Origin of the sequence: Streptomyces enissocaesilis (genome assembly GCF_039533765.1) — a bacterium.
Lineage (GTDB): Bacteria > Actinomycetota > Actinomycetes > Streptomycetales > Streptomycetaceae > Streptomyces > Streptomyces enissocaesilis.
In genome coordinates, this window is the sequence record NZ_BAAAUD010000042.1 from 1 (window position 1) to 14,157 (window position 14,157).

15 protein-coding genes are annotated in these 14,157 nt (G+C 72.2%); 10 read left to right on the forward strand and 5 right to left on the reverse strand.

Annotated elements, in window-relative coordinates; all coding sequences use genetic code 11:
- A partial coding sequence (locus ABD374_RS21575; protein WP_344497232.1) for a GDSL-type esterase/lipase family protein occupies positions 1-729 on the forward strand: 729 nt, incomplete at its 5' end.
- Between the two features lie 69 nt (positions 730-798).
- Here ABD374_RS21575 and ABD374_RS21580 read toward each other — a convergent pair.
- Both ABD374_RS21580 and ABD374_RS21585 read right to left on the reverse strand, forming a co-directional pair.
- The gene (locus ABD374_RS21580) at positions 799-1,005 is read right to left on the reverse strand and encodes an acyl-CoA carboxylase epsilon subunit (RefSeq protein ID WP_344497233.1); all 207 of its coding nucleotides are present in this window, start codon (positions 1,003-1,005) and stop codon (positions 799-801) included.
- Between the two features lie 24 nt (positions 1,006-1,029).
- Positions 1,030-2,625, reverse strand: coding sequence for an acyl-CoA carboxylase subunit beta (locus tag ABD374_RS21585; RefSeq protein WP_344497234.1), 1,596 nt, complete (start codon positions 2,623-2,625; stop codon positions 1,030-1,032).
- A 105-nt stretch (positions 2,626-2,730) separates the two neighbouring features.
- On the opposite strand from ABD374_RS21585, the gene ABD374_RS21590 reads away from it, so the two are divergent.
- From ABD374_RS21590 to hutH, 5 genes are all read left to right on the forward strand, one after another.
- Positions 2,731-3,612, forward strand: coding sequence for a biotin--[acetyl-CoA-carboxylase] ligase (locus tag ABD374_RS21590; RefSeq protein ID WP_344497235.1), 882 nt, complete (start codon positions 2,731-2,733; stop codon positions 3,610-3,612).
- A 333-nt stretch (positions 3,613-3,945) separates the two neighbouring features.
- Positions 3,946-5,052, forward strand: a complete 1,107-nt coding sequence (locus ABD374_RS21595) for an adenylate/guanylate cyclase domain-containing protein (protein WP_344497303.1) — start codon at positions 3,946-3,948, stop codon at positions 5,050-5,052.
- Between the two features lie 41 nt (positions 5,053-5,093).
- A complete protein-coding gene (locus tag ABD374_RS21600) occupies positions 5,094-5,894 on the forward strand; it encodes an enoyl-CoA hydratase/isomerase family protein (protein ID WP_344497236.1) in 801 nt (266 codons plus the stop codon).
- Positions 5,895-5,957: 63 nt separating this feature from the next.
- Positions 5,958-7,106 (forward strand): GGDEF domain-containing protein, encoded by a 1,149-nt coding sequence (locus ABD374_RS21605; protein WP_344497237.1) that lies wholly within the window; start codon positions 5,958-5,960, stop codon positions 7,104-7,106.
- A gap of 115 nt (positions 7,107-7,221) precedes the next feature.
- A complete protein-coding gene (gene hutH, locus ABD374_RS21610) occupies positions 7,222-8,790 on the forward strand; it encodes a histidine ammonia-lyase (RefSeq protein WP_344497304.1) in 1,569 nt (522 codons plus the stop codon).
- Between the two features lie 36 nt (positions 8,791-8,826).
- On the opposite strand, the gene ABD374_RS21615 is transcribed toward hutH, so the two are convergent.
- On the reverse strand, positions 8,827-9,123 hold the full coding sequence (locus tag ABD374_RS21615; RefSeq protein WP_344497238.1) for a hypothetical protein: 297 nt from the start codon (positions 9,121-9,123) through the stop codon (positions 8,827-8,829).
- 109 nt (positions 9,124-9,232) lie between these two features.
- On the opposite strand from ABD374_RS21615, the gene ABD374_RS21620 reads away from it, so the two are divergent.
- Together ABD374_RS21620 and ABD374_RS21625 are read left to right on the forward strand one after the other, a co-directional pair.
- On the forward strand, positions 9,233-9,586 hold the full coding sequence (locus ABD374_RS21620) for a hypothetical protein (protein ID WP_344497239.1): 354 nt from the start codon (positions 9,233-9,235) through the stop codon (positions 9,584-9,586).
- Between the two features lie 192 nt (positions 9,587-9,778).
- On the forward strand, positions 9,779-11,050 hold the full coding sequence (locus tag ABD374_RS21625) for a L,D-transpeptidase (protein ID WP_344497305.1): 1,272 nt from the start codon (positions 9,779-9,781) through the stop codon (positions 11,048-11,050).
- A gap of 116 nt (positions 11,051-11,166) precedes the next feature.
- Here ABD374_RS21625 and ABD374_RS21630 read toward each other — a convergent pair whose 3' ends face one another.
- Both ABD374_RS21630 and ABD374_RS21635 read right to left on the reverse strand, forming a co-directional pair.
- On the reverse strand, positions 11,167-11,631 hold the full coding sequence (locus ABD374_RS21630; RefSeq protein WP_344497240.1) for a GNAT family N-acetyltransferase: 465 nt from the start codon (positions 11,629-11,631) through the stop codon (positions 11,167-11,169).
- Positions 11,628-12,482: a helix-turn-helix transcriptional regulator gene (locus tag ABD374_RS21635; protein WP_344497241.1), complete on the reverse strand. Its 855-nt coding sequence runs from the start codon at positions 12,480-12,482 to the stop codon at positions 11,628-11,630. The genes ABD374_RS21630 and ABD374_RS21635 overlap by 4 nt, the downstream gene beginning before the upstream one ends.
- A 118-nt stretch (positions 12,483-12,600) precedes the next feature.
- Here ABD374_RS21635 and ABD374_RS21640 point away from each other — a divergent pair, with 118 nt between their 5' ends.
- Both ABD374_RS21640 and ABD374_RS21645 read left to right on the forward strand, forming a co-directional pair.
- A complete protein-coding gene (locus ABD374_RS21640; RefSeq protein ID WP_344497242.1) occupies positions 12,601-13,671 on the forward strand; it encodes an NAD(P)-dependent alcohol dehydrogenase in 1,071 nt (356 codons plus the stop codon).
- 138 nt (positions 13,672-13,809) lie between these two features.
- Positions 13,810-14,151 carry a DUF1330 domain-containing protein gene (locus ABD374_RS21645; protein WP_344497243.1) on the forward strand — a complete coding sequence of 114 codons (342 nt, stop codon included), beginning with the start codon at positions 13,810-13,812 and terminating at the stop codon, positions 14,149-14,151.
- The last annotated feature ends 6 nt before the right edge of the window (positions 14,152-14,157 follow it).

The window sequence follows — 14,157 nt, forward strand, 5'->3', positions numbered from 1 at the left end:
GCCGCCAGGGCCGCCCCGCCGCCAGGGCCGCCCCGCCGCGTCCGCCGCCCCCGCCGCGTCCGCCGCCCCCGCCGCCCGTGCCGCGGACGCCGCCCGTGCCGCGTCCGCCTCGCCCAGTGGCTCCCGCCTCACCGCGAAGCGGCAGTGGAGCGGGGCGGACACCGCCCGGATCACCTCGCCCGCGTCCGTACCGGCCGGGACCTCGTCGTCGACCAGGGCATCGGCGGCAGCCTCGTCCTCAACGACTCCGCCTGGTACGGCGAACGCGCCACCGCCCGCTTCGGCCGCGACGCCCCCGGCCGGCCGGGCGTCTCCACCGTCGTCGTCCTCGAAGGGCTCAACGACATCGGCTTCAGCGGGGCGAAGGACCGGCCCACCTGCAAGCCGTCCCCCCTCGTCTCCCCCGTCGTCTTCTCCGCCGAACTCGTCGCCGGCTACCGGAAGCCGATCCGCGCCGCCCACGCCGAGGGCCTGCGGGCCGTCGGCGCGACACTGCTCCCGCTCGCGGGCTCCGACCCCTGGGGACCGCACGTGGCGCAGGTCAGCGACGAGGTGAACCACTGGATCCGTACGTCGGGGGAGTTCGACGCGTACGCCGACTTCGACAAGGCGCTCGCCGACCCGGCCGACCCCGACCGCCTCGCCCCGGCGTACGACCACGGCGACGCGCTGCACCCCAACGACGCGGGCTACCGGCTGATGGCGAAGACCGTCGCCGAGGTCCTGTGAGGCGACAGCGGCGAAGGCCGGACCCGCCGCCTGCGCGCGGGTCCGGCCTTCATTCGTCTCGCGGTGCGGCTAGCCGGGCCAGTACGTCCGGCCCCACGCCGTCGGTCCCGGCTGCGGCAGCCCCTGCCGCGCCACCCTGGCCGGGTCCGACCAGGCGGCCGGCGGCTGCGCCGCGCCGGACGGCGGGCCGGCCGCCGCCGCGGCGCGTGCCCGGACCACCGCCAGGGCGGCGGCCAGCTCCTCCGGGGTCGGATTGCCCCGTACGACCTTGATCATTGTCAGCGGCCCTTTCTGGAGCTCCTAGAGCGGAATGTTGCCGTGCTTCTTCGGGGGGAGGGATTCCCGCTTGGTGCGCAGCTGACGCAGCCCGCGCACGATGTGGCGGCGGGTGTCCGACGGCGTGATCACCGCGTCCACGTAACCGCGCTCGGCGGCGACGTAGGGATTCAGCAGCGTGTCCTCGTAGTCGGCGATCAGCTCCGCCCGGACCGCCTCCGGGTCGTCGGCGGCCGCGATCGTACGCCGGTGCAGGATGTTCACCGCGCCCTGCGCGCCCATCACCGCGATCTGCGCGGTCGGCCAGGCCAGGTTCAGGTCCGCGCCCAGGTGCTTGGAGCCCATGACGTCGTACGCGCCGCCGAAGGCCTTGCGTGTGATGACCGTGATGAGCGGGACGGTCGCCTCCGCGTACGCGTAGATCAGCTTCGCGCCGCGCCGGATGATGCCGCCGTACTCCTGGTCCACGCCCGGCAGGAAGCCCGGCACGTCCACGAAGGTCAGCACCGGCACGTTGAACGCGTCGCAGGTGCGCACGAACCGCGCGGCCTTCTCGGAGGCGTTGATGTCCAGACAGCCCGCGAACTGCATGGGCTGGTTGGCGACGATGCCCACCGGCCTGCCCTCGACCCGGCCGAAACCGGTGAGGATGTTGGGCGCGAAGAGCGCCTGCGTCTCCAGGAACTCGCCGTCGTCCAGCACGTGCTCGATGGCCGTGTGCATGTCGTACGGCTGGTTGGCGCTGTCCGGGATCAGCGTGTCCAGCTCGCGGTCCTCGTCGGACGTCGCCAGGTCCGCCTCCTCCGGGAAGGCCGGCGGCTCGGAGAGGTTGTTCGACGGCAGGTAGGACAGCAGCGACTTGACGTACTCGATCGCGTCCTTCTCGTCGCCCGCCATGTGGTGCGCGACGCCCGAGGTGGTGTTGTGGGTGCGCGCGCCGCCCAGCTCCTCGAAGCCCACGTCCTCGCCGGTCACCGTCTTGATGACGTCCGGACCCGTGATGAACATGTGCGAGGTCTGGTCGACCATCACCGTGAAGTCGGTGATCGCGGGCGAGTAGACCGCGCCGCCCGCGCACGGTCCGACGATCAGCGAGATCTGCGGCACGACCCCCGACGCGTGGACGTTGCGGCGGAAGATCTCGGCGAACAGGCCGAGCGCGACGACACCCTCCTGGATGCGCGCGCCGCCGCCGTCGTTGATGCCGATGACCGGACAGCCGGTCTTCAGCGCGAAGTCCATGACCTTGACGATCTTCTCGCCGTAGACCTCGCCGAGCGAACCGCCGAAGATCGTGAAGTCCTGCGAGTAGACGCAGACCGGGCGGCCGTCGACGGTGCCGTAGCCGGTGACGACACCGTCGCCGTACGGGCGGTTCTTCTCGATGCCGAAATTCGTCGAGCGGTGCCGGGCGAACTCGTCGAGTTCCACGAACGACCCCTCGTCCATGAGCAGGTCGATCCGCTCACGGGCCGTCAGTTTTCCTTTGGCGTGCTGTTTTTCGACCGCGCGCTCGGAGCCGGCGTGCGTGGCTTCGTCGATACGCCGTTGCAGATCCGCGATCCTGCCCGCGGTCGTATGACGGTGTGCATCGGAGTTGGCAGTCTCGGGCTCGGACATCGCGTTGCGGCTCCCTGCCTGGTCAGCGGACGGCTACTGGCACGTAGCGTATCGGCGCGTGTGGCGCTCGGCAGTGCGTCGTTTGCCACACCTACGCTGGGTTGCATGACGCCTCCCGATGCTTCAGACAGCCGCTGGTCCGACCTCGGCCGACCGCCGCTCAGCGCCGACGCGCTGCGCCGCGCACTGGTGCGAGAGGGCGGCCTGTGGACGTCCCTGGACGTCGTCCCCTCCACCGGCTCCACCAACACCGACCTGGCCGCGCGGGCGGAGGGCCTGCCCGAAGGGGCGGTGCTCGTCGCCGAGGAGCAGACCGAGGGCCGCGGACGCCTCGACCGGCGCTGGTCGGCGCCCGCGCGCTCGGGGCTCTTCTTCTCCGTACTGCTCAAGCCCACCGAGGTCCCCGTCGAGAAGTGGGGCTGGCTGCCGCTGCTCGCCGGCGTCTCGGTGGCGACCGGGCTGTCCCGGTCCGCGGGCGTCGACACGGCGCTCAAGTGGCCCAACGACCTCCTGGTGACAGTCGGCAGCGAGGAACGCAAGGCCGGCGGCATCCTCGCCGAGCGGGCGGCGGACGGTGTCGTCGTCGGCATCGGCGTCAACGTCACCCTGACCGAGGAGGAGCTGCCGATCCCCGGCGCGGGGTCGCTCGCGCTCGCCGGAGCGGTCTCGACGGACCGCGACCCGCTGCTGCGTTCCGTCCTGCGTTCGCTCGGACAGTGGTACGGCCAGTGGCGGGACGCCGGGGGCGATCCGGCGGCCTGCCGCCTCCAGGAGGCGTACGCGGTGGGGTGCGCGACACTCGGCCGCACCGTACGGGCGGAACTGCCCGGCGGCCGGTCGGTGACCGGTGAAGCGGTGGCCGTCGACGGCCACGGGCGGCTGGTGCTGGCGACGGCGGAGGGGGTCCAGCAGCCGGTGGGGGCCGGTGACGTCGTCCACCTCAGGCCGGGGCCGGGCCCAGGGGCGGCGCACGGGACGGAGGAGTGAGGTAGGGCACACCTGCCGTATCGTTGAGGCGATCCGCGACGGATCGCGCGACAGACGATCGGCAGGACACAGGGCAGTGCGCAGGGAACGGGCAGGAGGCGGTACGTGACCGTCGACGACACGGGGTCCCCTGCGGGCGAGGGGCGGGACCCGGGCACGGACCCGGAGCCGGGCACGGCCGCGCCGTCCGGCGCGGGCGCGGGCAAGGGGCCGTCCGCGGGTGCGACGTCCTCGTCCCGCCCCGGCGCGTCCTCCTCCCGCCCCGGCTCCGGCGACGGCGCGGTGCACGGTGTCGTCCGGGCGGACGGGACCGGGAGCGGGGTGCCCGCCGCCGTGGAGCCCTCGCCGTACCCCACGCCCCACCACGCCGTCGACCACACCGCCGAGCCGACCGACGATCCGCTCGCCATCCGCCTGGAGCAGCTGATCCTCGGCGCCGAGCGCCGCTACACCCCCTTCCAGGCCGCCCGTACCGCCGGTGTCTCCATGGACCTCGCCTCCCGGTTCTGGCGGGCCATGGGCTTCGCCGACATCGGGCAGGCCAAGGCCCTGACCGAGGCGGACGTCCTGGCCCTGCGGCGGCTCGCCGGTCTCGTCGAGGCGGGGCTGCTCAGCGAGCCGATGGCGGTGCAGGTCGCCCGGTCCACCGGGCAGACCACCGCCCGGTTGGCGGAATGGCAGATCGATTCCTTCCTGGAGGGGCTGACCGAGCCGCCCGAGCCCGGCATGACCCGTACCGAGGTCACGTATCCGCTCGTCGAGCTGCTCCTGCCCGAGCTGGAGGAGTTCCTGCGCTACGTCTGGCGGCGCCAGCTCGCCGCCGCCACCGGACGGGTCGTCCAGGCCGCCGACGACGAGGAGATGGTCGACCGGCGGCTCGCGGTCGGCTTCGCGGACCTCGTCGGGTTCACACGGCTGACGCGGCGCCTGGAGGAGGAGCAGCTGGGCGAGCTGGTCGAGGCGTTCGAGACGACCTGCGCGGACCTCGTCGCGGCCCACGGCGGCCGGCTCATCAAGACGCTCGGCGACGAAGTGCTCTACGCGGCGGACGACGCGGGCACGGCGGCCGAGATCGCGCTGCGGCTCATCGAGACCATGGAGGCCGACCGGACGATGCCGGCCCTGCGCGTCGGCATCGCCTTCGGCACGGTCACCACGCGGATGGGCGACGTCTTCGGCACGACCGTGAACCTGGCCAGCCGGCTCACCTCGATAGCGCCGAAGAACGGGCTCCTCGTCGACGGCGCGCTCGCCGAGGAGCTGTCGCGGACCGGTGACGCGCCGGTCTCCGAGGCGGAGGCGGCGGCCGAGGCGGAGAAGGCGGAGCAGGAGGGCGTCACCCCGCCCTCGTACCGCTTCGCGCTCCAGCCGATGTGGCAGCGGCCGGTGCGCGGGCTTGGCACGGTCGAACCATGGCTTCTGACCAGGCGCCCCACCTAGGATCCTCCTGGTAACGATCGTTAACCGGGAGGGTGTGCGGCATGACTGGGGAACAGGAACGCTTCGGGGAGTTCGTCGGCGTACGGCGGCACGGTCACGTCGCCGAGCTGGTCCTCGACCGCCCCGAGGCGATGAACGCGGTCTCGACCGACATGGCCCGTTCCGTCGCGGCGGCGTGCGACGCGCTGGGCGCGGACCCGCGGGTGCGCGTCACGGTGGTGACGTCCAGCCACGAGCGGGCGTTCTGCGTCGGCGCGGACCTCAAGGAGCGGAACTCCTTCACGGACGCCGAGCTGGTACGTCAGCGCCCGGTCGCCCGGGGCGCGTACACCGGCGTACTGGAACTGCCCATGCCGGCGATCGCCGCCGTGCACGGCTTCGCGCTGGGCGGGGGCTTCGAGCTGGCGCTGGCCTGCGACCTGATCGTGGCGGACCGCACGGCGGTGGTCGGGCTGCCCGAGGTGTCGGTGGGCGTCATCCCGGGCGGTGGCGGTACGCAGCTGCTGCCCCGGCGGGTCGGGGCGGCGCGGGCGGCGGAGCTGGTGTTCACGGCGCGGCGGGTGGAGGCGGACGAGGCGGCCGGGCTCGGCCTCGTCGACGTGCTGGTGGAGGCCGGGCGGGACCGGGGGGAGGCGCTGGCGCTGGCGGCCCGTATCGCGGGGAACTCGCCGGTGGGGCTGCGGGCGGCGAAGCGGGCGATGCGGCTCGGGCACGGGCTCGATCTGCGGGCCGGCCTGGAGGTCGAGGACGCGGCATGGCGGTCGGTGGCCTTCTCGGGCGACCGGGCGGAGGGGGTGGCGGCGTTCAACGAGAAGCGCGCGCCCCGGTGGCCGGGCGAGTAGGGCGGGTAAGCCGGGCAACGGGCATATCAATACAAATCTCACCAAACTCCCTAAGCTGAGGAGATGGGTGAGGATGCGCGGTTGCGGGCCGTGGTGACGCTGGCGCAGGCCATGGCGGCGGCGCACACCCCGCGCGAGTCCTGGCGGGCGGCCGCACTGGGGGCGAAGGAGGCCCTGGGGGGCAGCTTCGCGGCGATCTCGGTGTGGGAGCGCGAGCTGGGGCGGTTGCGGGTGCTCGTCAACGCGGGGGCGCGGGTGGTGGGGGAGGAGGAGTTCCCCGAGGAGGAGACCTACCCCGTGCACCAGTTTCCGGAGATCGCGGAGTTCCTGCACGAGCGGTGGGCGGGCGGGGGCGGCCCGCACGCGTGGGTCGAGACGGCGGAGGGGCCTCCGGAAGGGACCGCGGGTCCCTCCGGGTACTGCCACCAGCGGGTGGCGGCCCTGCGGCGGCGCGGGCGCGGATCGTGCGTGGTCGCGCCGATCGTGCTGCGGGGGCAGGCGTGGGGGGAGCTCTACGTGGCGCGGCCGGCCGGGGAGCCCGTCTTCGGCCGGCCCGACGCGGACTTCGCGACGGTGCTCGCGTCGGTGGTGGCGGCCGGGATCGCCCAGACGGAGCTGCTGGAGGAGGTCCGCAAGCTCGCGTTCACCGACCCGCTCACGGGGCTGGCGAACCGGCGGGCCGTCGACATGGGGCTCGACGGGGCGGTGGAGCGGCACCGGGAGTCCGGGGCGGTCGTCAGCCTGGTCGTCTGTGACCTGAACGGCCTGAAGCGGGTCAACGACTCCCTCGGCCACGCGGTGGGCGACCGCCTGCTGGAGCGCTTCGGCTCGGTGCTGTCCGTGTGCGGCGCGATGCTGCCGGGGGCGCTGGCGGCGCGGCTCGGGGGCGACGAGTTCTGCCTGCTGGCGGTGGGGCCGTCGTCGGACGCGGTGGTGAGGGTGGCCGAGGACCTGTGCGTACGGGCGGCGGAGATGGACCTGGGGGAGGGCGTCGCGTGCGGCGTCGCCTCGACCGGCGATCCGATCGGGCCGGTGCGCACCGCGCGCCGCCTCTTCCGGCTGGCGGACGCGGCGCAGTACCGGGCGAAGGCGGCACGTTCGGCGAAGCCGGTGGTCGCGGGGCGGGACGGGGCGGTGGTCCGCCTCGCCGACGCGCCCCCGGCCGCGCCGCACGAGCGGCGGGCGTTCCGGGGGCGGTGGCCGGGTGGGTGACGGGGCGGGGAAGGTGCCGCGGGCCAATCCGCACCGCACCCGGCCCGGTAAGGGGCTCACACCCCGCCCACTAGTGACAGAGGCGGATTCAATCCGTAGGGTTCTGAATATGAATATGCAAACAGTCGTGCTGGGGACGTCCGGGACCACCGCGGCGGACGTCATCGCCGTCGCCCGGCACAACGCCAGGGTCGAGCTCTCCGAGGAGGCCGTCGCCGCCCTCGCCGCCTCGCGCGAGATCGTCGACGCGCTCGCCGCCAAGCCCGAACCCGTCTACGGCGTCTCGACCGGATTCGGCGCCCTCGCCACCCGGCACATCAGCCAGGACCTGCGCGCCCAGTTGCAGCGCAACATCGTCCGGTCGCACGCCGCCGGCATGGGCCCGCACGTCGAGCGCGAAGTCGTACGCGCGCTGATGTTCCTGCGGCTCAAGACCGTCGCCTCCGGCCACACCGGCGTACGCCCGCACGTCGCCCGGACCATGGCGGCCCTGCTCAACGCCGGGATCACCCCCGTCGTCCACGAGTACGGTTCGCTCGGCTGCTCCGGCGACCTCGCCCCCCTCAGCCACTGCGCCCTCGCGCTGATGGGCGAGGGCGACGCCGAAGGCCCCGACGGGGTCGTCCGCCCCGCCGGGGAGCTGCTCGCCGCGCACGGCATCGTCCCCGTCGAGCTGCGCGAGAAGGAGGGCCTGGCCCTCCTCAACGGCACCGACGGCATGCTCGGCATGCTGCTCATGGCGATAGACGACCTGAAGCGGCTCTACACCTCCGCCGACATCACCGCCGCGCTCAGCCTCGAAGCGCTGCTCGGGACCGACAAGGTCCTGGCGCCCGAGCTGCACGCCATCCGGCCCCACCCGGGCCAGGGCGCGTCCGCCGACAACATGCTCCGCGTCCTCGCCGGGTCCGGCCTCACCGGCCACCACCAGGACGACGCCCCGCGCGTCCAGGACGCCTACTCCGTGCGCTGCGCCCCCCAGGTCGCCGGCGCCGGGCGCGACACCCTCGCGTACGCGCTCACCGTCGCCGAGCGGGAGCTCGCCTCCGCCGTCGACAACCCCGTCGTGCTGTTTGGGGGCACCTCCCAGGCCGAAGGCTCCGGGGAAGGCCGCGTCGAGTCCAACGGCAACTTCCACGGGGCGCCCGTCGCGTACGTACTCGACTTCCTCGCCATCGCCGCCGCCGACCTCGGCTCCATCTGCGAGCGCCGCACCGACCGGCTCCTCGACAAGAACCGGTCGCACGGGCTGCCGCCCTTCCTCGCCGACGACGCCGGCGTCGACTCGGGCCTGATGATCGCCCAGTACACGCAGGCCGCCCTGGTCAGCGAGATGAAGCGGCTCGCGGCTCCCGCCTCGGTCGACTCGATCCCGTCCTCCGCCATGCAGGAGGACCACGTCTCCATGGGCTGGTCGGCGGCGCGCAAGCTGCGGACCGCGATCGACAACCTCACGCGGATCGTCGCCGTCGAGCTGTACGCCGCCACGCGCGGCATCGAGCTGCGCGAGGGACTCACCCCCGCGCCCGCCTCGCAGGCCGTCATCAAGGCCGTGCGGGAAGCGGGGGTCGAGGGCCCCGGGCCCGACCGCTACCTCGCGCCCGACCTGGCCGCCGCCGACGCCTTCGTACGGGCGGGCGGGCTCGTCGAGGCCGTCACGGCGGTGACCGGGCCCCTCGCGTAACCGGACGGAACGTCGGAGGGCGACAAGGGCCGCGCGTCAGACCGGGCGCGCGGCCCTTCGCGTCGAGAACACCAGGAAACCGGCGCCCACGCCGAGGAACGCCGTGCCGCCGAGCAGATACGGGGTCGTGTCCACGCTGCCCGTGTCGGCGAGCGCGAGCTCCTGCGAGGCGTTCACCCCGGTCTGCTGGAGCTGAGGCTGGGACTGGGGTCGGGACGGGGACTGGGCTGGTGTCTCCTTCTCCGCCGTCGCGTTGGCGGACGGGACGAACCAGAGGGCACACAGCAGTGTGCCCGCAGCGGTGGCGGTCAGCAGCGGTCGGCGTGCGGACACGTGATCGATCCCCCTTGGGGCAACCGGGAATTGGCCGTGTACGCCGATGCTAATGAAAGCAGCGGGTCGCAGGAAAGTCGCGAGAGCCCGTGGGCCTACGCTCCGACGCATGAACGCAACTGACACGTCACGCTTTGTCCGTCTCCAGGTGGAATTGGTGCTGGAAATTTCCGACGCCGAAGCGCTCACCGGCGCCGCTCTGGCCCACGTCACGGAGGACACGCACGCCCAGGACGCCGAACGTACGCATGCCCGGTCCGCGGTGCGGGAAGACGTCGCGGAGGCCCTCGCTCATCTCGTGGACCCGTTCGACCTGATCGGCGACGTACCCGGGGTGGAGCTCGCGCAGGCGTCGTGGAGCAGCGAGCGGATCGACTACAACCCGGACGCCGTGGAGTGGGATCTGGATGAGGACGACGAGGACGACGAGGACGAAGAGGACGGCACGGAAGGGCCGGCATAGCTTCTCGGGTAAGCCCGGCGAAGAAAAACACGCCGCCGCCGCAACCGGCGGCGGCGTGGCCGCGTCGATGAGTGGTGTTCCCCACATCCCCCCCAGATGTGGAACGGACGGATCGGTCCAGGAGTTCTAAGACATTGGCAGGGAAGCGCTGCCCAGCGCCCCTGCCCGGGGATGTGTGGGGAATCGGCAATGATGGAGAAGCGTGTGATCACGGACAGCAAGCGGCGCAGGGGCCTCATGGCCGCTTCCGCACTGCTCAGCGGCGTTCTGGTCCTTTCGGCCTGCAGCGAAGGCGGCGACCGGAGCGGCACCACGGCTGCCGAGAGCTCGAAGAAGTCACAGGCCGAGGTCGACGAGGCGGCGGCCAAGGACACCTCCGAGGCGCGAATAGCGATCACGCCCAAGGGCGGGGCCGACAACGTCAGCATCAACCGCGGCACCGAGGTCACCGTCAGCGACGGCAAGCTGACCGAGGTGACCATGACCTCGTCGGCCGGCGAGAAGGTGGCGGGCACCATCACCGCCGACGGCAGGAGCTGGAAGCCGGACGCGCAGCTGGAGCGCTCGACGACGTACAAGATCTCGGCGACGGCGGCCGACTCCAAGGGCCGTGAGGCGCACGAGAACGGGTCCTTCACCACCGTCTCGCCCGCCAACAGCTTCATCGGGAACTTCACGCCCGACGACGGCTCCAAGGTCGGCGTCGGCATGCCGGTGTCGATCAACTTCGACAAGCCGATCACCGACAGGGCCGCCGTCCAGAAGGGCATCACGGTCACGTCGAGCAGCGGCCAGGAAGTCGTCGGCCACTGGTTCAGCGCGCAGCGGCTGGACTTCCGCCCCCAGGAGTACTGGAAGGGCGGCTCCACGGTCACCATGAAGCTGGAGCTCGACGGAGTCGAGGGCGCCGAGGGCATCTACGGCGTCCAGGACAAGACCGTCACCTTCAGCGTCGGCCGCAACCAGGTCAGCACCGTCGACGCCCGGACGAAGACCATGACGGTCACGCGGGACGGCAAGACGGTCAAGACGATCCCGATCTCCGCGGGCGCGCCCGAGAACCCGACGTACAACGGCCAGATGGTGATCTCCGAGAAGTTCAAGGAGACCCGGATGAACGGCGCGACGGTCGGCTTCACGGACGACGACGGCAAGGGCGAGTACGACATCAAGGACGTGCCGCACGCCATGCGGCTGTCCACGTCGGGCACGTTCATCCACGGCAACTACTGGGGCGCCGACTCGATCTTCGGCAGCGCCAACACCAGCCACGGCTGCGTGGGCCTGAACGACGCCAAGGGCGCGAACGACCCGAACCAGCCGGGTGCGTGGTTCTTCGACAACTCCCTCGTCGGTGACGTGGTCATCGTCAAGAACTCCCCGGACAAGACCATCAAGCCCGACAACGGCCTCAACGGCTGGAACATGGACTGGGAGCAGTGGAAGGCCGGCTCCGCGGTCTGACCAGAGCTCTCCGGGCCCCTTCCCCGGTTCTCCGCGGAAAGCACGGCGGCGGGCGCCGCCCCAGTCTCCGGGGGCGGCGCCCGCCGCCGTTCGCGTTCCCGCTTCCCCTGCGGCCCTCAGGCCGGCGGCGCCCACACGTAACGGACGTCCGGCTCGCGCTCCTCGTTGCGCGAGCCGTCCGTCCGCTCGGCCGCGCGGAAGCCGTGCCGTGCGTAGAAGCGGTGGGCGGGGCCGTTGACCTGGAAGGACCACAGCTCCAGACCGCCGGGCGAGCGCTCCTTCGCGAGCTGGACGAAGCGGTCGCCGATCCCGCGCCCCCGGTGGTCCGGCGCCAGGTACAGCTGCTCGATCCGGCCGGGCTCCAGCGCCATCATCCCCACCACGGCGCCGCCGCTCTCCGCCACCCATGTCTCCTGCTCCGGCACCACGACGTACCGGAAGAAGTCCCGCACCCCGTCGTCGCCGTGCGCCCGCTCCACGGTGGGCAGCGCGGCGTCGTACGACCGCAGCCACACCTCGGCCAGGGCGGCGGCGTCCTCGGGTCCGTCCGCCCGGCGCAGGGTCACCTCCGTGTCGCTCATCCACGTACCTCCACGGCCACGTCCGTCCCCCAGTTCGCCAGCAGTTGCAGGGATTCCCACGAGGGCGAGCCCGGCTCCGCGTGGAAGGTGATCAGATGCTGCTCCGGGTCGTCGGGCAGCGTCAGTGTCTCGTACGCCAGGGTCAGCTCACCCGCCAGGGGGTGGTGCAGGCGCTTGGTGCCGTGGCCCTTGTCCTTCACGTGGTGCGCGGCCCACAAGCTCCTGAACAGCTCGTTCTTCACCGACAACTCGCCGACCAGCGCGGACAGCAGCGGATCGTCCGGGTGGCAGCCCGCGTCCAGCCGCAGGTAGCTGACGACCTCGCACGCCTTGAGCTCCCAGTCGGCGTACACGTCCCGGAAGCCGTCGCCCAGGAAGAGGAGACGCGCGAGGTTGCGCTCCTCGGCGGGGAGCGCGGTGATGTCGCCGAACAGCACGCGCGCCATGCGGTTGCAGCCGAGGACGTCGGTGCGCCGCCCCATGACGTACGCCGGCACCCCTTCCATGGCGTCCATCAGCTGCTGGAGACCGGGCCGCAGACGCTGCGGCCGCGTCGGACGCCTGCGCTTCTGCGAGGGCTTGGCGAGGTGCGTGAGGTGGTCGCGCTCGGCGTCGGACAGCCGCAGGGCGCGGGCGATCGCGTCCAGTACGCCCATGGAGACGTTGCGGCCGTTGCCCTGCTCAAGACGGGTGTAGTACGCGACCGAGACCCCCGCCAGCTGTGCCAGCTCCTCGCGGCGCAGGCCCGGGACGCGGCGGTGCCTGCCGAAGTCGGGCAGGCCCACGTCCTCGGGCTTGAGCCGCGCACGGCGGGAGCGGAGGAACTCACTCAGTTCGGCGCGCTGGTCCATAAGGCCAAGTATCGCCTGTCGTACGACGGTGATCCTGACCCCGCCAGTGGTACGCACGGCGGACGTACGCTCAACAGGGGGCTGGGTGGATGCCCGCGGTTCCCGCAGGCTGGTCGCCATGAGCACTTCTGTTTCCCCTGCCACCCCTGTTACTTCTGTCGCCGCATACGCCGCCCCCTCCGCCGGCGCCCCGCTGGAGAAGACCTCCGTACCGCGCCGCCCGGTCGGCGAGCACGACGTGCTGATCGAGATCAAGTACGCGGGCATCTGCCACTCCGACATCCACCAGGCCCGCGACGGCTGGGGCGAGGGCATCTACCCGATGGTCCCCGGCCACGAGATCGCCGGCATCGTCACCGCGGTCGGCCCCGGCGTCAGCAAGTACGCGGTCGGCGACCGGGTCGGCGTCGGCTGCCTCGTCGACTCCTGCCGGGAGTGCGAGGCCTGCCTCGCGGGCCAGGAGCAGCACTGCGCGAAGGGCTCGACCGGTACGTACAACGCCCTCGACAAGAACGGCGAGCCGACCTACGGCGGCTACTCCACCCACCTCGTCGTCGACGAGAACTACGCCGTCCGCATCCCCGAGGGCCTCTCGCTGGACGTCGCCGCCCCGCTGCTGTGCGCCGGCATCACCCTCTACTCGCCGCTCAACCACTGGCAGGCGGGCCCCGGCAAGAAGGTCGCGATCCTCGGTCTGGGCGGTCTCGGCCACATGGGCGTCAAGATCGCCGACGCGCTGGGCGCCGAGGTGACCGTACTGAGCCAGACCCTCCGCAAGAAGGAGGACGGGCTGAAGCTCGGCGCCGACCACTTCTACGCGACCAGCGACCCGAAGACCTTCGAGGAGCTGGCCGGCTCCTTCGACCTGATCGTCTCGACGGTCTCCGCGCCGCTCGACATGGACGCCTACCTGAGCCTGCTCAAGGTGGGCGGGGCGTTCGTGAACGTCGGCGCCCCCGAAGAGCCCAACTCGCTCAACATGTTCTCGCTGATCGGCGGCAACAAGACCCTGGCCGGCTCGATGATCGGCGGCATCCCCGAGACGCAGGAGATGCTCGACTTCTGCGCGCGGCACGGGCTGGGCGCGGAGATCGAACTGATCGACGCGGACCGGATCAACGAGGCGTACGAGCGGGTGCTCGCGAGCGACGTCCGCTACCGCTTCGTGATCGACGCGGCGACGATCTGACGCCGGGGCCGGGGCCGGGGCCGGGAGCCGGTTCCGCATCGCACGGTCCCGCATGACCCGGGAGGTAATCGACGGCCGTGGCGCCCCCCGGAAGGATGTGACGCACCAGCTCGTCACATCCTTCCGGGGAGGAAGACCATGAGCGCCTACGCCGTCGGTCACCTGCACGCCGCCGCCCGGCACGAGGACGTCTTCGTGTACATGGAGCGGATCCAGGCCACCCTCGACCCCTTCGCGGGCCGCTTCCTCGTCCACGGGACCGAGGTGGAGGTCCGTGAGGGGGAGTGGCCCGGGTACCTGGTCGTCATAGGTTTCCCGGACATCGACCAGGCGCGTGGCTGGTACGACTCCGACGCCTACCGGGAGATCGTGCCGCTGCGTACCCGGCACATCACCGCGGACGTCGTCCTGGCGGACGGCGTGGCCCCCGGCTACGAAGCGGCGCACACGGCGGCGAGGATGCGGCAGCAGGCGGGGTGACGCGGT